Here is a 20,370-nt window from a genome sequence, read left to right as displayed (position 1 = left end):
AATCTCCTCATTTTAATTCTTCTGCAAGAACATTCATATTTTCTTCTAGATTTTCTAAGTAAGTTTTGTCATTTTCAGGATCTGCTTCCAAAGGATTCAGTGTTTTCAAACTAACTCCTGTTGATTTGACCAAGGTCTCAGCGACTTTAGAAGAAGCGTTGCTCTCAGTAAAGATGGTTTTGACCTTATAGGTCTTAACGAATTCCTGAATTTCTGTTAGTTGTCTCGGACTTGGCTCTTGTTCAGGGGAAATCCCTGCTATACCAAGTTGTTTCAAACCAAAGCGTTTAGCGAGGTATGAAAAGGCTGTGTGTTGCGTAACAAAGGTCTTTTGGCTCGCTTTTTCAAAAATAGGCTGGTATTTCTTAGTCAATTCTTGGGCTTTAGCGATAAAGTTTTTGGCATTCTTTTGATACGCTTCCTTATTGGCACTGTCAATCTCCGAAAGTTTGTCCGCAATAATCTGAGCTTCTTCACCTGCTTTTTCTGGATCTAACCAAGTGTGCGGGTCGTAGAGTGTTTTTTCATCAATACCGTCACCAGCTTCAACATCTTCCAAACCTGGTACACGCTCCAAGGTCATTCCTTCAGAGGCCTCTAAAACCTTAACTTTTGATTTTTTCAAGTTAGGATCTAGACTTCCCGCCCAAGATTCGAGCGTATGAGAATGGTAGACAAAAACATCCGCGTCATAGATAGCAGCAATGTCATTTGCTGACGGTTCAAAGGAGTGAATCCCGTTACTTGACTGAATCATCCGAACATCATTCAAGTCACCCGATACCTCTTTGACCATGGCATAGATTGGGTAAAAACTTGTTACAATCTTCATCCCTTTTGCTTCTTGTTTTTCTTTTTGACCACATGCTCCTAAGACAAGAGCCAACACACTGGCCATCAATAATAGTATTGTTCTTTTTTTCATCATTACTCCTTAACTAGTATTTAACCATTCAATTAACTAGTAAATAGTTTATCTTTATTTACACTATATGTCAAGATATTTTACATATTTTCATGAAAAAAATGAGAACTAGAACTTACATTCCGTTCTCATTTTCGATTTTAACTTTTCTAGTTCTCCTATCCTGTTTTTAGGATCTAGAAAATGCTACTACCTTTACTTGCTCTCCTTTAATAAAGCCAACAACTTTTCAGCTTCTGCCATAATGGTATTGTTATCCTGAGCACCAAATAGCAGGTTATTTTTTAACCCAGTGAGAGTTTCTTTGGCATTGGACTTGATAATTGGATCCTGGATTTTTGCAAGTAAATCTTCAGCCTCTCTCAACTTCGCTTCAACCTTTTCAGTCTCAACCTGAGTTTCTTCTGGCTCCTCTGGTGATTCTTCCTCAGGTTCCTCAGTTGGTTTTGGAGACTCTGGTTTCTCACTCTGCGTTTTCTCTTCGCGCGTTTTTTCTTCCTCAGGTTTTTCTGTCCGAGGTTTCTCCACTGATGGTTTTTCAGTATGATTATTATCAGCTTGACCATTTTGGTTTCTTTGAACATGGTCACTTGCATTGCCCCATCCACTATCTGAATGCGGACGTTCGTTTGGATGTTCTACATAGTACTTCACAGTCGCAAAGAGATCCTCTAAAGTATACCCCTTAGGAGCCTCATAAAGACCTTCGTCAAACCACTCAAATTTGATGTTATGGTAATGGTCATAATGAGGTATAATCAAGCTTCCGTTTTTGACTTCCACAGTATGTTGGAGATTGTAAGGCATACGATTAAGTGGCACCTTCTTGGCTGCTTTCACACGATTGTAGATAGCTTCTGCTCCTTTAGCTTCAGTATTTCCTGAATTCTGATGGTCTGTCGAAGGAGGCGTTAAACCTTTCTCTTTAGCATAAGCCTGGGCTGCCGCTCTTTCGGCTTCAGACAAACTATCTTTCTTAATCCAATGGCTATGGGTCATATGTGGAGTTACATAGGCATCCCCCTCATCACTAGTGATATCACGAGGATCAAAGATATAGCCATCTTCTGTTGTATACTTGCCTGCTAACTTGGCTACTTGAATCTCATCATCAGTGTAGGCAATTTGCGCATTTGGTTTTCCTAAACGTTCTGGATGACGAATCGGTGCTAAGAAAGCAAGAATATCATCCACTAACTTAATTTTATCACTTGAGGCATCATTGAGACGTTCCAACAGTTTATCAAAAGCCTCAAAATCAACTTGTCGACCTTTATTATCAAGTAAATCTTGATGAATTCTTGCTAGTAAGTCATAAGCCTTATTGTAAAATTCTCGATCACTAGATGGAAGGTTGGTTTTCTTAGATCCAAGCTTATGAGATAAACTTTCCTGCTTGGCTAGTTTACTATCAATGGCTGCCGCTGTTTCTGCTGAAAGTTCCTTAGCAGAAATATAACGTGAGGTTCCATTCTCCTCAAATACATAGCCATCAGCTACTTTTCGAACCGCTTGTTTGACCAGTTTTTCATCAATTGGATTGCTTGGAGCTGGTTGAGGACTTGGTGCAGGTTGCGGGCTTGGACTAGGTTCCGGAGTTGGTTGTTCTGGTCTTGAATCCGGCACCCAATGATTTGAACGATAGCGAAGTGGGATGACGCGAGCGATTCGTTCTTCCAATTCAGACATTTGTGAGTAAGGGATGAAGTGGTAATGGTCTCCATGAGGTACTGCAACACCTCTAGCTGTTCGACTTGTGATTTGCGCTGGGTCAAAGACAAGGCCATCAGATTCCACATGTCGCTGGCTGAGTGGCAAGCCATAAAGTTGTTTCAGAAGGCTATCAATATCCTCATCACTTTGACTTGCTTGGCTATCGTCGCTACTGTTGTTAGCCGTGTTCGTGTTCGTATAGCCACTACCTTGATTATTATAGGATGGGGTCCATCTATCTACATCGTAACTAGCACTGTTGTTATTGGTACGGCGATAAGTAGGCGTATTTGATTGACCACTTCTACCAGATAGGAAGGCTTCTGCGGCAGCCAATTCGCTGGCTGATAACTCGCTCTTAGGAATATAATGGTAATGGTCGCCATGAGGAACGATATAAGCATCACCAGTATCTTCAATGATATCAGAGGCATTAAAGATGTAACCATCATCTGTGGTGTAGCGTCCTTGTGAACGTGCCAAGGCTACCGCACCATCATTTGCTGAAGTTCCTCCTTCACGATGCTGACTATGCTCTTGTTTTTGTCGATTGATTTCTTCTTTTGTACGGACATTATCCGCATGGGCTGCATCCTTAAGGTAGACATAGTATTTTCCATCTACCTTGATGACGTAACCACCCTTGATTTCACTGACAATATCTTCGTCTTTTAGCGTATAGTTTGGATTCTTCATCAGCAACTCTTCACTGATGATAGCGTCATAAGGAACCTTACCATTGTAATAATGATAGTGGTCGCCGTGTGAAGTGACATATCCCTGGTCTGTTATCTTGATGACGATTTGTTCGGCATTGATGCCTTCTTTTTTACTGACCTCATCAGGAGTGAGATCCTCCGTTTTTTGCGCTGCTTGTTTTCCATCTATATAGGAAACACGATTATTTTCCTTAACCGTTCTTGCTTGATAAATTCCCAACTCATAAGAACAAACACTTAAAATCAAGGCTGCCGCAGAACCAGCTAGATATTTTTTATTAATTTTCATCGAAACTCTCTTTCTTTTTGATATTTCTGGTTGCAATTCATTTCTAAATTGCAGAAACTCCTCTCTAAAAGTTAACTGGTTAATAGTTTACTCCTAAATTTTCAACTTGTCAAGAATTTTATGAACCAGTTAACAATTTTTTTGTTTTCTACACTACCTTCTATCTGAACAGTCTGATTTAAGAATCCTATATTGAAAATCAATCACTAAATTTTTAAAGCAAAAAATCCCTGCAACTGAGTTGCAAGGACCTTTCAATTAATCAAAGTCAACGTATTCTTTTTGAAGTTCAAGAACTTCTTCCATTGTTGAGCATTCTGTAAGGGCACGGTTTGCGTACTCTTCCATCTTAGCTGTGTCGAGTTTTTTCATCAGGCTACGTGTACGAAGGACAGATGTTGCTGACATAGAGAACTCATCCAAGCCCATTCCGACAAGAAGTGGAACAGCCTTTTGGTCACCAGCCATCTCACCACACATACCAGCCCATTTACCTTCAGCGTGAGCTGCTTTAATAACGTTGTTGATCAAACGAAGGATTGATGGGTTGTATGGTTGGTAAAGGTATGAAACTTGTTCGTTCATACGGTCTGCTGCCATTGTGTATTGGATCAAGTCGTTTGTACCAATTGAGAAGAAGTCAACTTCTTTTGCAAATTGGTCTGCAAGCATAGCCGCTGCAGGAATCTCAATCATAATACCAACTTGGATATTATCCGCAACTGCAACACCTTCAGCAAGAAGGTTTGCTTTTTCTTCGTCAAAGACTGCTTTCGCTGCACGGAATTCTTTCAAGAGTGCAACCATTGGGAACATGATACGCAATTGACCGTGTACAGACGCACGAAGAAGGGCACGGATTTGTGTGCGGAACATAGCATCTCCAGTCTCAGAGATAGAGATACGAAGGGCACGGAATCCAAGGAATGGGTTCATTTCGTGAGGCATATCGAAGTAAGGAAGTTCCTTATCTCCACCGATATCCATTGTACGAACGACAACAGGTTTACCATTCATTCCTTCAAGTACAGCTTTGTATGCTTCATACTGCTCGTCTTCTGTTGGGAAGTCTTGAGAATCCATGTACAAGAACTCTGTACGGTAAAGACCAACAGCTTCGGCACCGTTGGCATTGACACCTTCAACGTCTTTTGGAGTACCGATATTAGCAGCCAATTCAAAGTGTTTACCATCAGCAGTCACTGTTTGAGCATCTTTCAAAAGTGCCCATTCAGCTTTTTGCTTCGCATAAGCTTCACCAGCAGCCTTGAATTCTGCCGCCTGCTCATCAGTTGGGTTGATAATCACTTCACCTGTGATACCGTTAACGGCAAGAATGTCACCGTCTTTTACGATTTCAGTGATGTTGTTTGTACCCAAGACTGCCGCAATTTCAAGTGTACGTGCCATGATAGCTGAGTGGCTTGTACGTCCACCGATGTTTGTTACAAACGCTTTAACAAAGTTTTTGTCCAATTGAGCTGTATCAGAAGGAGTCAAGTCATGAGCAATCACGATCACTTCTTCATTGATAGAAGCTGGGTTTGGCAATTTTTTACCAAGAAGATTTGCCAATACACGTTTTGTTACGTCGCGGATATCCGCTGCACGTTCTTGCATGTATGGGTTGTCTTCCATACCTTCAAAGATAGTGATAAACATGTCTGTCACTTCTTTCAGACCTGCTTCTGCATTCACTTTCTTCGCACGGATAGTTTCTTTAATTTGGCTGATCATTTCAGGATCAGCAAGCACCATTAAGTGAGCGTCAAAAACTTGAGCAGCTTCTTCCCCTAGCGTACCTACTGCTTTCTCACGGATAACAGAAAGCTCGTCTTGTGATGCTTGTAAAGCGGCATCAAGGCGAGCTTCTTCTGCGTTTGTATCTTCGACTGTAACAGTCTCGAATGACAAATCCGGTTGAACGAGTAGATATGCTTTAGCAACTGCAACACCATCTGACGCTGCGATTCCTTTAAGCATTTCTGTCATTTCCTTATGCCAATCCTTCTTTTTCCATTGTTTCAGAGATAGCAGCGATTGCGTCGTCAGCATCTGCACCTTCAGCTGAAATTGTAACGTCAGCACCTTGGCCAACACCAAGACTCATAACACCCATGATAGATTTAAGGTTTACTGATTTACCTTTGTACTCAAGAGTGATATCTGAAGCAAATTTGCTAGCTGTTTGAACCAACAATGTTGCTGGACGTGCGTGGATACCTGTTTCTGCCACTACGTGGAAATCTTTAGAAGCCATAGTTTGACTCTCCTTTAAGTGTTTTCTATTTGAGTTATAAGTGATAACCCTTACAATAGTGTATTATATCACCTTCAAGATAATTTTTCAAGTATTTTATGGACTTTTACTGAAAATGAACTTGCTTCTTTTTCTATCATACAGGTACTATGGGAAATTTGGGCACTAATTATTAATAGTATAGAATTATCTAGTTAGCCACTTAACGTAAAATAATCTTTTGATGTCTCACATTAAAATAGATATACTTAAGTAGTGTAAGCGTGGCTAAAAATTCAATCTATTCCATTCAAATAAAGTGTCCAACCAATCAAAAACTATATTATGGGCGAGTCTTAAATTATTGACTTGACAATGAGCATCTGCACCGCTTTCGGAGTCAAAAACCTGAAGTTTAGTTTGCGGATTTTTAGATTTAAGCGCTTCATAAATTACCTTAGTTTGTCGTTGCAGCTCAGTACCTTCTCCCTTTCCCATTATAAACAGGCAAGGACATTGAATTTTTTGATAATCTACAATCTTTGCGTGGTTAAATACATCATCAATAGCACTCTTAAAATCAGAAGTACCAAACTGCCATGCATACTTTTTAAGATTCAAATTTGCTGATTCATTCAAATTTCCAGCTAATTTTAAAATGGCATTTATTAACCAACTAGGTGCTTTCAAACTTGATCCAAATTCTTTTCTGAAAAGTTCTGCAACGTCGTAAATAGGGGTACTAGCAATCCAAGCATGAATTCTTGGATCCTTTTCAACAGCTTGTGCGGTAAAATATCCCCCTCCGCTGACACCATAAATGGCTAAATAATTTAGTTTAGGATTTCTATTTTCCAACCAGTCTATGCATAATGAAATTGGAATAGAGGCATCCACATCAAAGACCAGCCCTCTACTAGGATTGCTCCCTTGACCGGGAAGGTCAACCATTAAAACATTATAATTTCGTATCCATCCAGGATATCCTGCAAAGTAAAATAAATCTTCGCGATAAGTATCACCTCCACCAATCATGATTAGCGTTGGGCAATTATCGCCGCTATGAAGATAATAACCAGGCAAGTAAGAACCCTGATAGGTAATAGTTAATTTTTCAATCGGTGCACCTAGTGAATGAATTGCACTAGAAAACACCTTCTCCATTTGACGAACGGTCGGTAAATACTCTTCAGAAAATGGATCGGTAAATTGGATTGCCGAGCGAAGTGAGTAGGTCTGTGCAAGATAATACTGCGCCTTTGTTTGTTCACTCAACCCTGAATTACTTGCTTCTTGTTCAAGGTAGTTTACATGCGATAAAAATACATTTTTCCAGTCATCAGGCTTTGGTGAGTTCCCCAATCTTTGAGCAAGATAATAAAGCTCTCCATGAGAGAAACCAAAAATTTCACCGATTCCTAACAACCAATTGAAGAAAAAATCCGTATCACCATTCTTAAAAAATATTTGAGTCGATTGCCGTTTTAAAATAACATCATTTTCTTTCACCACGCGCCTCCTAATTCTGTATTCTTTCATTCATTTAATCTAATTATAATCTGATAACATTCTCTATCAAACAAAAGTATCCAGATATCCATTTTTTAATCTTATAATCACAGATAGTGTATCATATAAAATGAACTTTTTCAAACATTGTATTTATATACTCCTTATGAAAGGATACGAAACTCATAAGTATCCTATATAAAATTAACCAATGATCCATTTTTATGAATACATCATAATCTGTCATTTCCACTTTGGTTATATTTTAGATATTCTAATACAAATATTGGGACATCTTGTGTAGAAAATTTCTTTTTTCGTAAATATTACAGTTTCTATTTTGTTAAAGTATTATCTCAGCTATACTTATTACTGTTCTTACGATTTTTGCTATTTTCTTCGTTTTCCTTTCTGATAACTTGCTGAAAATCTTCTATTTATATTGCCAATATACAGTATGTAGTTTTTTTATTTTGAGAAAGTTTGACAGTTCAACGGAAATCAAAATTTATGTTTTCGAAAACACTATATCTTGTGTTTTGATTTCAAAACCGTAACTTTTTGGCACAAGATTTAGTTTAAAAAGTTTGACAAAGTTTTTTTTTCTGATATACTAAGAAAGTAATCTATTTTGAAAGAGGAGTTACGAAAATGGTAACCGTTTATTCTAAAAACAACTGTGTCCAATGTAAGATGACCAAGCGTTTCTTGGACAGCAACAATGTCGCTTATCGTGAGATCAATCTCGACGAGCAACCAGAGTACATCGATCAAGTTAAAGAGCTCGGTTTCAGCGCTGCTCCTGTCATCCAAACACCAACTGAAGTCTTTTCAGGTTTCCAACCAGGAAAACTAAAACAGTTAGCATAATTTTAGTGCATCATCCAGAAGAAATTGCTTCTAGGGCTAACTTAGAGGCCTTTCTTTTGTAATCAGGTTAGATAAGGAAAATTTTATGGGATTAAAACATCTTGAAGACGTGACTTACTTCCGTCTCAATAACGAAATCAACCGTCCTGTTAATGGACAAATCATGCTTCATAAAGATAAGGAAGCCTTGGATGCTTTCTTTAAAGAAAATGTGGTTCCAAATACCATGGTTTTTGATTCAATCACTGATAAAATCAACTACCTCATTGAACATAACTACATCGAAACTGCATTTCTCAAGAAATACCGTCCAGAGTTTTTGGAAGAATTGCATCAATTTATCAAGGACCAAAACTTCCAATTCAAGTCGTTTATGGCAGCCTATAAGTTTTACAATCAATATGCCTTGAAGACTAATGATGGGGAATATTACCTTGAAAGCATGGAAGACCGTGTCTTCTTTAATGCACTTTATTTTGCTGACGGGGATGAAGCGATTGCAATTGATATTGCCAATGAAATTATCCACCAACGCTACCAACCAGCTACTCCTTCCTTTTTGAACGCAGGTCGTGCTCGTCGTGGAGAGTTGGTATCTTGCTTCTTGATCCAAGTGACGGATGATATGAACTCTATCGGACGTTCTATCAACTCAGCCCTTCAACTTTCACGTATCGGTGGTGGTGTGGGAATTTCCCTCAGCAACCTTCGTGAAGCTGGAGCTCCTATCAAAGGCTATGAAGGAGCAGCTTCTGGTGTCGTACCAGTTATGAAGCTTTTTGAAGACAGCTTCTCTTACTCAAACCAACTCGGGCAACGTCAAGGTGCTGGGGTTGTCTACCTCAACGTCTTTCACCCAGATATCATCGCTTTCCTTTCAACTAAGAAAGAAAATGCTGATGAAAAAGTACGTGTAAAGACCCTTTCACTCGGTGTTGTAGTACCCGATAAATTCTACGAATTGGCCCGTAAAAATGAAGAAATGTATCTCTTTAGCCCATACTCTGTAGAGCTTGAATACGGGGTACCGTTCAACTACATCGACATCACAGAAAAATACGATGAATTAGTAGCAAATCCAAATATTCGCAAGACAAAAATCAAGGCACGTGACTTGGAAACTGAAATCTCTAAATTGCAACAAGAATCTGGCTATCCATATGTAGTCAATATTGATACGGCTAATCGTGCGAATCCTGTTGATGGAAAGATTATCATGAGTAACTTGTGTTCTGAGATTCTTCAAGTTCAAGAACCAAGTTTGATCAACGATGCTCAAGAATTCCTTCAAATGGGAACGGACGTTTCATGTAACCTTGGATCAACCAACGTGGTCAACATGATGACTTCACCTGACTTTGGTCGTTCTATTCGCGCTATGGTTCGTGCCCTTACTTTCGTTACAGATAGTTCACACATCGTAGCTGTCCCTACTATCGACCATGGAAACAGTTTGGCTCACACCTTTGGTCTTGGTGCCATGGGACTTCATAGTTACCTTGCCCAACAACTGATCGAATATGGATCAGCTGAGTCTGTTGAATTCACAAGCATCTACTTTATGCTTATGAACTACTGGACCTTGGTGGAATCAAACAATATAGCGCGCGAGCGTGGTATCACCTTCCATAACTTTGAAAAATCAGACTATGCTAACGGAAGCTACTTCGACAAGTATGTGACAGGCGAATTTGTTCCAAAATCAGACTGTGTTAAAGAACTCTTTAAAGATGTCTTTATTCCAAGCGCTGCTGACTGGGCTGAACTTCGCGAAAAGGTTCAAGCAGATGGTCTTTACCATCAAAACCGCCTTGCTGTAGCTCCAAATGGTTCTATCAGCTACATCAACGACGTTTCTGCTTCTATCCACCCGATTACACAACGCATTGAAGAACGCCAAGAGAAGAAAATTGGTAAAATCTACTACCCAGCTGCTGGTTTGTCAACAGAAACCATTCCATACTACACTTCTGCTTACGACATGGATATGCGTAAGGTAATCGATGTATACGCGGCTGCAACTGAACACGTGGACCAAGGACTTTCACTCACCCTCTTCATGCGTAGTGACATTCCAAAAGGTCTTTACGAATGGAAGAAAGAAAACAAACAAACGACACGTGACCTATCTATCCTTCGTAACTATGCCTTTAACAAGGGTATCAAGTCTATCTACTACGTCCGTACCTTTACAGATGACGGTGGGGAAGTTGGTGCTAACCAATGTGAAAGCTGTGTGATTTAATTTTTATCTGAGGCAACCACATTTTCTCAGATTACTGATTAAGTTACCCGCCAGACAAAACTTGATAAGTATCTTAAATACTATGAAAAACCAAAAAGTCGGTCTTCCGACTTTTTGTGCGATACTCTTCTCAGACTATGATAAAATAGAGATGATTCGACAATCGCATTATTACATACAGAAAGAGATTTCAAATGGAAACTTACTACAAAGCCATTAACTGGAATGCCATCGAAGATGTCATCGACAAATCAACTTGGGAAAAGCTGACGGAGCAATTCTGGCTCGATACACGTATCCCCTTGTCAAATGACCTAGACGACTGGAGAAAACTATCAAACAAAGAAAAAGACTTGGTTGGAAAAGTCTTTGGTGGTTTGACCCTTTTGGATACCATGCAATCTGAAACAGGGGTTCAAGCGCTTCGCTCAGACATCCGTACACCGCATGAGGAAGCTGTTTTCAACAACATCCAATTTATGGAATCTGTCCACGCAAAATCTTACTCTTCTATCTTTTCAACCTTGAATACTAAGGCTGAAATTGAAGAAATCTTTGAATGGACCAACACTAATCCCTACCTACAAAGAAAAGCAGAAATTATCAATGAAATCTACCTCAATGGTAGCCCCCTTGAAAAGAAGGTTGCCAGCGTTTTCCTTGAAACCTTCCTCTTCTACTCTGGTTTCTTTACACCACTCTACTATCTCGGTAACAACAAACTGGCCAACGTTGCGGAAATTATCAAGTTGATTATCCGTGATGAATCTGTTCACGGAACTTACATTGGTTACAAGTTCCAGCTTGGTTTTAACGAATTGCCTGAAGAAGAGCAAGAAAAACTTAAAGAATGGATGTACGACCTGCTCTACACTCTCTACGAGAACGAAGAGGGCTATACAGAAAGTCTCTATGACGGTGTTGGTTGGACCGAAGAAGTTAAAACCTTCCTTCGCTACAATGCCAATAAGGCCCTTATGAACCTAGGACAAGATCCACTCTTTCCAGATTCAGCTGATGATGTCAATCCTATCGTCATGAACGGAATTTCAACAGGAACTTCCAACCACGACTTCTTCTCTCAAGTTGGAAATGGTTACCTCCTTGGTGAAGTTGAAGCCATGCAAGACGAGGATTACAACTACGGCTTAGACTAATTTGGCCAATCATTCAAAATATCATGGTTTGTTTAAAACAACCATGATATTTTTGTTTTTTGTTTTATTTTGTTTTTTTCTATTTGATATATTGAGCGTTTTATGGTAAGATAATAATAGTAGAAATCGAGGTGATAAGGATGCTAAAGCAAGAAAAACTAGATAGTATTCTAGAAGCAGTAAACACAAAAGGCACTATTACTGTAAAAGAGATTATGGAGAGCCTTGATGTGTCAGATATGACAGCTCGCCGATATTTACAAGAACTAGCAGACAAGGATTTGCTGGTTCGTGTGCATGGTGGCGCTGAAAAACTTCGTACAGGTTCTCTATTAAACAACGAACGCTCAAACGTCGAAAAACAAGGCTTGCAGATTGCTGAAAAACAAGAAATTAGCCGTTTTGCAGGTCACTTGATTGAGGAAGGGGAAACCATTTTTATCGGGCCAGGAACAACCTTAGAATGTTTTGCTCGTGAGCTCCCAATTGATAATATTCGTGTTGTAACAAACAGTCTTCCAGTTTTTCTCATCCTAAACGAACGAAAACTAACAGATTTGATCTTGATTGGTGGAAACTATCGCTCTATCACTGGTGCTTTTGTGGGGACACTCACCTTGCAGGATTTGACAAATCTTCAGTTTTCTAAGGCATTTGTTAGCTGTAATGGTATTAAGGATAAAGCAATTGCTACTTTCAGTGAAGAAGAGGGCGAGGTACAACGAATCGCCTTGAACAATGCCAATAAAAAATACTTACTGGCAGACCACAGTAAGTTTAATAAGTTTGATTTTTACACTTTTTACAATATCTCAGAGATTGATACCATCGTTTCAGATTCCAAACTGAGTCAGGAGACATTTGAAGATCTGTCGAAACAAACAACCATTCTTTTATCAAAACCATAAAAATTCCCCTGCCTTTTGGCGGGGAATTTTTGTTGAATTTTAATCAATAAGTTGTGTCTCAGCTAGTTTCTTGTACCAGTGAGCTGATTTCTTTGGATAGCGCTCCTGGGTTTCAAAATCAACATAGAAGAGGCCGTAACGCTTTTCGTAACCATTTGACCAAGAAAAGACATCCATTAGCGACCAGATAAAATAGCCTTTGACATTGGCTCCATCGGAGATTGCATCTGCTATCACTTCCATGTGTTTCTTAACATAATCAATCCGTCCATCATCGTAGACTGTCCCATCCACAAACTCATCTTTGTATCCGAGACCATTCTCTGTGATGTAGATTTTCTTGTAATTTGGGTAATCTTTCTTCACGCGCATGATTTGATCATACAAACCTTGAGGATAGATAATCCAGTCCCAGTCCGTACGTGGGACATAGTCAGGCGCCACTCGACGTCCAACTCCCTTAATCTGATACTTAGAGCTTCCTTTTTCACCCTTACCGTTATGAATGATTTCTGTTTCGCCATCAAAGGCTTGCATCCAATCACTCATGTAGTAGTTAATTCCAAGGAAGTCATTCAGGTCTTTTGCTGCTTCTAGGACTGCGAAGTCTTCTTCACGCAGATCTAAACTTCCACCATTGACTGCTAGGATATGGTTGACACCTTCCATGGTTTCTTCAGAATATCGTCCTAGATAAGTCGCATCTAGGATAAACTTGTTATGGATAATATCTTCTAACTCGGCTGCACGAACATCTGCTGGATTATCTGGATCCAGAGGATACTTAGTAGGCAGGGCATGAACCACACCAATTTCACCTTTATAGCCTTTATCTTTATATAGCTTGACTGCACGCGCATGCGACACCATCATATTGTGATGAGATTGGAAGACTTTGGCAAGGTCGTACTGAATACCTGGAGGGAATTTCCCAACCAAATATTGACCATCTCCTATTGGCCCAATTTCATTAAAGGTTGTCCAAAAGTTAACTTCAGGAAATTCTTCAAAACAGAAGGCCGCATAATCCACAAAGTGATTAATGTTTTCTCTATTCAGGAAATCTCCGTTTGAATGAAGTGCTTCTGGCGTGTCAAAGTGATGAAGAGTCACGAAGGGCTCAACATGCCGTTTGTGGCACTCTGCAAATAGATTATGATAGAACTCAACCCCCTTGTCATTAACCTTCCCATAACCCGTTGGAAAGATACGTGACCAAGCGATTGAAATACGGATACCATTGACACCATACTCTTCTGCAAGTTTGAGGTCAACTGGGTATTTGTGATAGAAATCACTGGCTGGTTCAGCAGTGTACCAGTAGTTATCTTTGAGGTATTTGTCCCAGGCGACTGGCCCTTTACCATCAGTATGTGTAGCACCTTCTGCTTGGTAGGCTGCTGTTGCTCCGCCAAAAATAAAGTCTTTTGGAAGTGTTTTTGTCATTTGATTCACCTTTCAAGAAATAGAAATGAGATGGGGGTATAGTTGGGAGGAGTTCCTCCATCTCACTTCTTCGCTATTTACATTTTATTCTTCGAACTGCGCTTGAACAAAGGCAAGAGCGCCTTTTCCATCGCGAGTCAATTTAATGTATTGGCCACCTTCTGTCTTGGCAAGTTTGATACCAAGTTTGTCGGTTTCGGCCTTCATGTCTTCAAAGTTTGAAGCAACTTGAGGAGCAAGGATGACCAGATCAAACTCAGGCAACATTTCACGGTGAGCACCATAGCCACCAGCTGCTGCTTTAACAGGAACTTTGTACTCTGCAGCTGCCTTGTTTAGAGCATTTGCAAGAAGACCACTTGTACCTCCTCCTGCACAGAGAACGAGAACATTTGTTTCTTCTGTGATTGTGTTTTGCGCTGCTTCTACACCTGCTTTTTCAAGAATAGCATCTGCTTTGGCAGTATTGAAGTTTGCAGCTACTTTTTCTTTTAATTCATCATTAACTTTACCAGAACGCTCTTCTTCAAGGATTTGTTCATCATAGACTTTAAGGAATGGATAGTAAATGACAATGTCAACAACGATTAGAAGGGCAGCAAGGATGAACGATAGAACTTGGAAGTTTGTACCGAGAACAATACCGAGCGGACCTGGTGTTGTCCAAGGAAGGTTGGCAGTAAATGAGTTCATGCCGAGCGTTTCAATGAAGAATTTAAAGATCCATACGTTTGCGATTGGAGCAAAGATGAATGGAATAAAGAAGATTGGGTTCAAGACTAGCGGAGCACCAAACAGGATTGGTTCGTTCACACCGAAGAAGGTTGGTACTACTGACGCACGTCCGATTGCACGGTTTCGTTTCGATTTGGTCAACCACATGAACATGAATGGAACAACCAGTGTCGCACCAGTACCACCCATGGTAACGATAAACATTTGTGTACCAGAAGTAAGGATCTTGTCAGCGTGCATCCCTTGTTGGAGAAGGTTCAAGTTGACTTCAGCATTTGCATAGGTAATAGCTGCGATTGCTGGCTCGACGATTGAAGGACCGTGGATACCAACAAACCAGAAGAAGGCAAAGGCACCAAAGATAATCGTAATACCTAGATAACCATCAGCAGCAGAGAATAATGGTGCAAAGAATTTACCGATTGATTCAGCTACGCTTGCACCAACAAAATGACGAGCTAGTAAATCAAGAGCATAAAGAGAAACCACTGATAGAGTGAATGGAATCACATCTTTAAATACTTGTGAGATATTTGGTGGAACTTCGTCAGGCATACGAATAGTGACGTTGTTCTTAACACAAACCTTATAGATGGCTACAGTAACAAAGGCAGCAAGGAAGGCTGAAAGCAAACCTTTTGTCCCCAAGAATCCAGTAGCTAGGCCATTTTCGATAGGATCAGCTGCCAACATCAACAAACCAACAATTGCTGCCAAAAGTGTTGACATATAGTTGATTTGATTGGTTTTCTCCATGCTACGGTTTACTGAGTCGGTCAATGACTTAGCTGTTGTACCAGCTACCAAGAGAGCTAGAATCCCCATTGAATAGCTATAAGGTTTCATGAGGAGATTAACAACATCATCAGACCATTTAAAGCCCCATGAGTTTGGTACAAAAGCAATCAAGATAAAGATACTTGAGAAGAGAATAACAGGCATCCCTGCAATGAAACCATCACGAATAGCACGAAGATAGATATTACGAGATAATTTCTCAAAGAAAGGTTTTCCTTTCTCAATAAATGCAATTAATTTATTCATTACTTAACTCCTCTCTTATAGAGTTCGATTAAATGGTGCATCAAATCTTTTAACAAGATAGTTGTCATCAAGTGGTCTTGGCCATGCATCATGGTTACACTATAGGCCAAATCCTCACCAGCTGCTTCCTTCGTCAATAGACTTGTTTGCGCGTGATGAGCCTCGGCGATACAGCCACCAGCTTCCTCCACGAGAGCATCTGCTTTCGCAAAATCGCCAGCTTCAGCAGCCTTCAAGGCTTCCAATAGTTTTGAACGAGCATCGCCAGCATAGGCTACGATTTCAAAACCTAACAATGTTACTTCTTCTCTATTCATGATAGAATTCTCCTTATGTATTTTTAATTAAATTTTTATGACAATAAACGTTGGATATGTAGAACTAGATAAACTCGTTCACTTTTATACAAATCAAGACCCGTATGTTGCGTAATCACATCATAGATTTTGGAACCAATCTCGAACGCTTTTGGATAGGATTGTTTAATATGGTCTTCCATATCTAGAAGCGATTGATTATCATCTCTGGAACGGTCTAAATAATCCAAAAAATAGTTGAGATGAATCATAAAGCGATCATAGAAATGGTTATTCTTTTTGGTTCGTTGAATCGCATACCCCTTTAGCACTTCTTCAACATTCCTGAGAATTTCTTTCCTCTTATCAATCGACTCAACCACTTGAACTTCATTCTCCCCTTCGGCATTGATGAAATGATAAGCGATCCGAATAATTTCATCCTCAGGGAAATGATCTGTCAACTTCTGACGATAGATTTCAAAGGCTTCCTTTGCGATTTGAAAAGCGACAGGATACTTGGCAGAAATATCTGGCAGATTACTATCCTTGTACCTTCCTTGTGTTAGAGCTTGATAGGAACAGTAAATATGATCTGTCAAGGTTACGTAGAGATACTCTTGAATCGGATAATGATATTTCTTCGATAACTTATCAATGATTTCATAAGTCACTGTGATAAAATCAAGCGGAACATCTTTGAGGAGAGCCATAAAGTTTTCTCTGGACTCTTCTGTCTTCATCCGAAAGATTTTCTCAACCTGATTTTCAGCAATCAAATCCCCCTTCTTCTTTCCAAATGTAATCCCTTTACCAATCACAATCACTTCTTCTCCTTTGTCGTTTCTGACAAGCGAGACATTGTGATTCATTGGATTTAGAATTCGATACATGGCAACCTCCTTTTGTATCTTAAAGGTATATGAGTACAAAAAATGACCACAAATGAACTAGAAAATCCTTTGATTTCTAATCCACCTGTGATCATGCCTAATATTACTTAGTAACACTCACCTTGTATTAACTTGTGATTTAAGTATAACACAAGTAAGTTATTTTGTAAACCTTTACATGTAACTTTTTTTAAAAATTTTTTTAGATTCATGTTCCTAAACTAGGAGGAAGATTTTACACGCGTTCTTTCCATGAAGTCGCTGTTGTTTGAAGAACCTTGTTGAGTTCGTCAATGTTTTCAAAACCAGTTGTGCGAAGCCATTCGCGAGCTGCTGCTTCACCATCTTTGATGTAAGCTTCAACTGATCCAGCCCATGTAGCACGGCCACAAAGAACACCATTGAAATTTGCACCTGATTCATGGGCAAATACAAGAGTATCTTGGAAGAGTTTAGCTGATACACCAGCACTCAAGTAGATGTATGGCAAGTTAGTTGCTTCATCTTGTGCTTTGAAGAAGGCTGCCGCTTCTTCACGTGTATGCACGATTTCACCATCACCAAAGCCTTCAACGTATTTAACATTGACTGGAACTTCTACTTTCAAGACATCGATGTTAAAGCGTGGGTCTGAGAAGACCTTCATAGCACCAATAACCTTGTGTGGTTTCACTTTAGCGTATTCAGCAGAACCTGCGTCAGCGATTTTTTCATCGTAAGCGAGGATTTCAAGGAAGAAAGGAATGTCTTCTGCCACACACTCAGAGCCGATGCGTTCGATGTAGGCTTGTTTTTGTTGGTTGAGTTCGTCAGCGCTGTCTACGTCATAGTAAAGCAAGAACTTCACAGCGTCAGCGCCTTGTTCCTTGATGCGTTTTGCAGACCAAACATCCAAACAGTCAGGCAAGCGTTTGGTGCTTGTTGTGTCGTAGCCAGTTTTCTCATAAGCAAGGAGAAGGCCAGCATTTGGATCAAGCGCTTTTGTAGCTGGAAGACCATATTCAGGGTCAAGAAGCATAGAAGAAGCGTATTTAGTCAATTCATCTGCAACCAAGACTTTGAGTTTTTCCATTTGAGCCACTGTTGGCTCTTCTGTTTGGTATTGAGCCATGAGGCGTTTCAAAGCGCCACGTTGGTCAAAGGCAAGAGCTGAAATGATTCCATTTTCATCTGAAAGTTTTTCTAAGCGTGCACGTTTTTGTTCTGTTAAAGCCATTTTATACCTCTTTTACTGTTAATTGATCATATAGAGCTTGATAGTTAGCCATATTGACATGACCTGTCATCTTTTCTTGAGCATTGAGCATACCAAGGACATTTGCCTTGATGAGGAGTTCTGCATCCGATTCCTTATGAAGAAGTCCTGATGAAATACCTGCAACAGTAGAATCTCCAGACCCGACAGGATTGACTACCCGAATTCTTGGAATATCTACCTTGTAGAAAGTATCACCATGTTTTGCAAAAGCACCATTTGCACCAAGTGAAACGATAATCCACTCAATCCCTGCAAATAGAGGCTCTTGAAGAACTTCTTTTAATTCATTCAAATCCTCAGAAACTTCTTTTCCAAGAAGCTGAGACAATTCTTCGTTATTTGGTTTGATTACTGTTGGTTTGTGTGGTGATTCAAGGACCGCCTGAAGGGCAGCACCTGAGCAATCCAGAACAACTGGTTTCTCTGCTTTATTAGCAAGTTCTACCAATCTCGCATAATAATCAACTGGAAGGCCAGCTGGAAGACTACCAGAGATAGCAACTACTTCCACAGTGTCAAGGAGATTTTTGAAATGAGCCAAGAAATCTTGCCCTTCTTGCTCCAGAACTTCAGGCCCTTTCTCAAGAATTTCTGTTTGGTTGTCACCATGTAGAATAGCGATACAGTTACGAGTCTCTCCTTGAATTGAGAAGAAACATTTCGTTATTTTATCGTCGATATGTTCTACTAAAAACTCTCCAAGTTTACCACCGACCAAACCAGTAGCAGCAACAGAATCACCAAATTCTGAAAGAACTCGTGTAACATTGAGCCCTTTACCACCAGCTGTCTTGGTCACGTCCACCACACGGTTGACAGTGTCAATTTTTAATTCATCCAAAGGATAAGAAATATCAATGGATGGATTCATTGTGACTGTTAAAATCATGTGTCACCTCTTAGTCGTGGTATTCACCGCGATCCCATTTTTCAAGGAATTCTGTAAAGAAGTTTGCATCTGCTTGATGAGCATTGTGAGTTTCAACGTGCTCAATTTTAGCAATCAATTTTTTGTTTTCTTCTGATGGTTTGTATTCAGCATTGATGAAAGCTTCAATGATGTCGCACATAAGCAATTCACCAGTGATTTTACCACCAAAACCAATAACATTGGCGTTCAATTGTTCTTTTGCATAAAGAGCTGTTGTCATATCACGAACCAAGGCAGAACGAACACCAGGAACTTTGTTGACAGCGTTGTTGATACCAACACCAGTACCACAGATACATACCCCAAGATCAGCTTGACCGCTAGTTACAGCTTCACCAACTTTTTTACCAAAGATTGGGTAGTGAGTACGTGTGTGGTCATAGGTACCAAAGTCGATGACTTCATATCCTTTTGATTTCAAAAATTCTGAAACCGCCATTTTTTCATCTGTTACGATGTGGTCACATCCGATTGCAATTCTCATTTTTAATTTACCTTTCTTACTGTAATCTAATTAGCACATTTTGTTCAACATATCAACCCGAATTTGGTGACGACCACCGTCGTATTTACCGTTAACAAAACCTTTAGCAATATTTTTAGCCAATTCATCACCAACAAGTTGTGCACCCATAGTGATCATACGTGAGTTGTTGTGTCCACGAGTCATATAGGCTGAACGTTCATCTGAAACTTCTGCAGCAACCATTCCTTTGATTTTAGTTGCCACCATGAATGGACCAGCACCATAAGCATCAATCACGATACCAAGATTTTGTTCTTCTTTGTTTACTTCTGCAGCAACAGCAAGAGTCACATCAACAAAGTCTTGACCTTCAGCTGTAACATCCACAACGTGGAAGTTTTCTTTTTCCAAGAAGTCTTTCACAACTTCTTTCAATCTCAAACCTGCAGCATCTGCACCGATAACAATAGACATATTGTTTACTCCTTTTTATTTTTCTAGGCTAGTAAAGACTTTTATAGCTAGCAGTTTACCTACAAAAGACTTTCTAGCAGTTTATTGACAAATTTGATTGAATGAGATGAATAACACCTTATCCAAGTCCAGGAAATCAAGTTCCTAGAAAGAAACTTTCTCTGCGATAGAGAATATAACAAGCGATTATTTGTTTGTTATAAACATCATTTGTTGTTTACAAACATAATATACTCCTATTTTTATAAAAAGT

General features: G+C 39.7%; 17 protein-coding genes. 4 read left to right on the top strand and 13 right to left on the bottom strand.

What is annotated here, in order from left to right:
- Window positions 1–7: 7 nt before the first annotated feature.
- The 5 genes from HMPREF9188_RS05065 to HMPREF9188_RS05045 form a co-directional block, all read right to left on the bottom strand.
- Window positions 8–925, bottom strand: coding sequence for a metal ABC transporter substrate-binding protein (locus tag HMPREF9188_RS05065; protein WP_009730108.1), 918 nt, complete (start codon window positions 923–925; stop codon window positions 8–10).
- Between the two features lie 195 nt (window positions 926–1,120).
- A complete protein-coding gene (locus HMPREF9188_RS05060) occupies window positions 1,121–3,646 on the bottom strand; it encodes a pneumococcal-type histidine triad protein (RefSeq protein WP_009730107.1) in 2,526 nt (841 codons plus the stop codon).
- A gap of 258 nt (window positions 3,647–3,904) precedes the next feature.
- Window positions 3,905–5,638, bottom strand: coding sequence for a phosphoenolpyruvate--protein phosphotransferase (gene ptsP, locus HMPREF9188_RS05055; RefSeq protein ID WP_033588903.1), 1,734 nt, complete (start codon window positions 5,636–5,638; stop codon window positions 3,905–3,907).
- 4 nt (window positions 5,639–5,642) lie between these two features.
- A complete protein-coding gene (locus HMPREF9188_RS05050) occupies window positions 5,643–5,906 on the bottom strand; it encodes a phosphocarrier protein HPr (RefSeq protein WP_000146947.1) in 264 nt (87 codons plus the stop codon).
- Window positions 5,907–6,173: 267 nt separating this feature from the next.
- Window positions 6,174–7,394, bottom strand: coding sequence for an alpha/beta hydrolase family protein (locus HMPREF9188_RS05045; RefSeq protein WP_009730105.1), 1,221 nt, complete (start codon window positions 7,392–7,394; stop codon window positions 6,174–6,176).
- 651 nt (window positions 7,395–8,045) lie between these two features.
- On the opposite strand from HMPREF9188_RS05045, the gene nrdH reads away from it, so the two are divergent.
- The 4 genes from nrdH (at window position 8,046) to HMPREF9188_RS05025 (ending at window position 12,574) form a co-directional block, all read left to right on the top strand.
- Complete coding sequence (nrdH, locus tag HMPREF9188_RS05040) at window positions 8,046–8,264, top strand: glutaredoxin-like protein NrdH (protein WP_000259240.1); 219 nt, start codon at window positions 8,046–8,048, stop codon at window positions 8,262–8,264.
- Between the two features lie 85 nt (window positions 8,265–8,349).
- The gene (nrdE, locus tag HMPREF9188_RS05035; protein WP_009730104.1) at window positions 8,350–10,509 is read left to right on the top strand and encodes a class 1b ribonucleoside-diphosphate reductase subunit alpha; all 2,160 of its coding nucleotides are present in this window, start codon (window positions 8,350–8,352) and stop codon (window positions 10,507–10,509) included.
- A 194-nt stretch (window positions 10,510–10,703) separates the two neighbouring features.
- Window positions 10,704–11,666: a class 1b ribonucleoside-diphosphate reductase subunit beta gene (gene nrdF, locus HMPREF9188_RS05030; RefSeq protein ID WP_000451378.1), complete on the top strand. Its 963-nt coding sequence runs from the start codon at window positions 10,704–10,706 to the stop codon at window positions 11,664–11,666.
- Between the two features lie 140 nt (window positions 11,667–11,806).
- Entirely contained in the window at window positions 11,807–12,574 is a 768-nt protein-coding gene (locus tag HMPREF9188_RS05025; protein WP_000917589.1) for a DeoR/GlpR family DNA-binding transcription regulator, read from the top strand.
- A 39-nt stretch (window positions 12,575–12,613) separates the two neighbouring features.
- On the opposite strand, the gene lacG is transcribed toward HMPREF9188_RS05025, so the two are convergent.
- The 8 genes from lacG to lacA all read right to left on the bottom strand — a co-directional run bounded on the left by lacG (window position 12,614) and on the right by lacA (window position 20,117).
- Window positions 12,614–14,020, bottom strand: coding sequence for a 6-phospho-beta-galactosidase (lacG, locus tag HMPREF9188_RS05020; protein WP_009730103.1), 1,407 nt, complete (start codon window positions 14,018–14,020; stop codon window positions 12,614–12,616).
- Between the two features lie 84 nt (window positions 14,021–14,104).
- Window positions 14,105–15,799: a lactose-specific PTS transporter subunit EIIC gene (locus HMPREF9188_RS05015; RefSeq protein ID WP_001037312.1), complete on the bottom strand. Its 1,695-nt coding sequence runs from the start codon at window positions 15,797–15,799 to the stop codon at window positions 14,105–14,107.
- On the bottom strand, window positions 15,799–16,116 hold the full coding sequence (locus tag HMPREF9188_RS05010) for a PTS lactose/cellobiose transporter subunit IIA (protein ID WP_009730102.1): 318 nt from the start codon (window positions 16,114–16,116) through the stop codon (window positions 15,799–15,801). The genes HMPREF9188_RS05015 and HMPREF9188_RS05010 overlap by 1 nt, the downstream gene beginning before the upstream one ends.
- Before the next feature lie 35 nt (window positions 16,117–16,151).
- Window positions 16,152–16,988 (bottom strand): PRD domain-containing protein, encoded by an 837-nt coding sequence (locus HMPREF9188_RS05005; RefSeq protein ID WP_009730101.1) that lies wholly within the window; start codon window positions 16,986–16,988, stop codon window positions 16,152–16,154.
- Window positions 16,989–17,223: 235 nt separating this feature from the next.
- Window positions 17,224–18,204, bottom strand: a complete 981-nt coding sequence (lacD, locus tag HMPREF9188_RS05000) for a tagatose-bisphosphate aldolase (protein ID WP_009730100.1) — start codon at window positions 18,202–18,204, stop codon at window positions 17,224–17,226.
- 1 nt (window position 18,205) lies between these two features.
- Complete coding sequence (locus HMPREF9188_RS04995; RefSeq protein WP_009730099.1) at window positions 18,206–19,135, bottom strand: tagatose-6-phosphate kinase; 930 nt, start codon at window positions 19,133–19,135, stop codon at window positions 18,206–18,208.
- 10 nt (window positions 19,136–19,145) lie between these two features.
- The gene (gene lacB, locus HMPREF9188_RS04990) at window positions 19,146–19,661 is read right to left on the bottom strand and encodes a galactose-6-phosphate isomerase subunit LacB (protein ID WP_001216921.1); all 516 of its coding nucleotides are present in this window, start codon (window positions 19,659–19,661) and stop codon (window positions 19,146–19,148) included.
- Between the two features lie 30 nt (window positions 19,662–19,691).
- On the bottom strand, window positions 19,692–20,117 hold the full coding sequence (gene lacA, locus HMPREF9188_RS04985; protein ID WP_000029277.1) for a galactose-6-phosphate isomerase subunit LacA: 426 nt from the start codon (window positions 20,115–20,117) through the stop codon (window positions 19,692–19,694).
- Between the last annotated feature and the right edge of the window lie 253 nt (window positions 20,118–20,370).

Origin of the sequence: Streptococcus sp. F0441, assembly GCF_000314775.2 — a bacterium.
GTDB lineage: Bacteria > Bacillota > Bacilli > Lactobacillales > Streptococcaceae > Streptococcus.
The sequence above is the reverse complement of the archived record's forward strand: the minus strand, read 5'-3'. Positions and strand labels throughout refer to the sequence as shown.

What these genes read in the sequence shown, in the direction of transcription:
- HMPREF9188_RS05065 (WP_009730108.1), bottom strand. Translation starts at nt 925, where the DNA reads ATGAAAAAAAGAACAATACTATTATTGATGGCCAGTGTGTTGGCTCTT.
- HMPREF9188_RS05060 (WP_009730107.1), bottom strand. Translation starts at nt 3,646, where the DNA reads ATGAAAATTAATAAAAAATATCTAGCTGGTTCTGCGGCAGCCTTGATT.
- ptsP (WP_033588903.1), bottom strand. Translation starts at nt 5,638, where the DNA reads ATGACAGAAATGCTTAAAGGAATCGCAGCGTCAGATGGTGTTGCAGTT.
- HMPREF9188_RS05050 (WP_000146947.1), bottom strand. Translation starts at nt 5,906, where the DNA reads ATGGCTTCTAAAGATTTCCACGTAGTGGCAGAAACAGGTATCCACGCA.
- nrdH (WP_000259240.1), top strand. Translation starts at nt 8,046, where the DNA reads ATGGTAACCGTTTATTCTAAAAACAACTGTGTCCAATGTAAGATGACC.
- nrdE (WP_009730104.1), top strand. Translation starts at nt 8,350, where the DNA reads ATGGGATTAAAACATCTTGAAGACGTGACTTACTTCCGTCTCAATAAC.
- nrdF (WP_000451378.1), top strand. Translation starts at nt 10,704, where the DNA reads ATGGAAACTTACTACAAAGCCATTAACTGGAATGCCATCGAAGATGTC.
- HMPREF9188_RS05025 (WP_000917589.1), top strand. Translation starts at nt 11,807, where the DNA reads ATGCTAAAGCAAGAAAAACTAGATAGTATTCTAGAAGCAGTAAACACA.
- lacG (WP_009730103.1), bottom strand. Translation starts at nt 14,020, where the DNA reads ATGACAAAAACACTTCCAAAAGACTTTATTTTTGGCGGAGCAACAGCA.
- HMPREF9188_RS05015 (WP_001037312.1), bottom strand. Translation starts at nt 15,799, where the DNA reads ATGAATAAATTAATTGCATTTATTGAGAAAGGAAAACCTTTCTTTGAG.
- HMPREF9188_RS05010 (WP_009730102.1), bottom strand. Translation starts at nt 16,116, where the DNA reads ATGAATAGAGAAGAAGTAACATTGTTAGGTTTTGAAATCGTAGCCTAT.
- HMPREF9188_RS05005 (WP_009730101.1), bottom strand. Translation starts at nt 16,988, where the DNA reads ATGTATCGAATTCTAAATCCAATGAATCACAATGTCTCGCTTGTCAGA.
- lacD (WP_009730100.1), bottom strand. Translation starts at nt 18,204, where the DNA reads ATGGCTTTAACAGAACAAAAACGTGCACGCTTAGAAAAACTTTCAGAT.
- HMPREF9188_RS04995 (WP_009730099.1), bottom strand. Translation starts at nt 19,135, where the DNA reads ATGATTTTAACAGTCACAATGAATCCATCCATTGATATTTCTTATCCT.
- lacB (WP_001216921.1), bottom strand. Translation starts at nt 19,661, where the DNA reads ATGAGAATTGCAATCGGATGTGACCACATCGTAACAGATGAAAAAATG.
- lacA (WP_000029277.1), bottom strand. Translation starts at nt 20,117, where the DNA reads ATGTCTATTGTTATCGGTGCAGATGCTGCAGGTTTGAGATTGAAAGAA.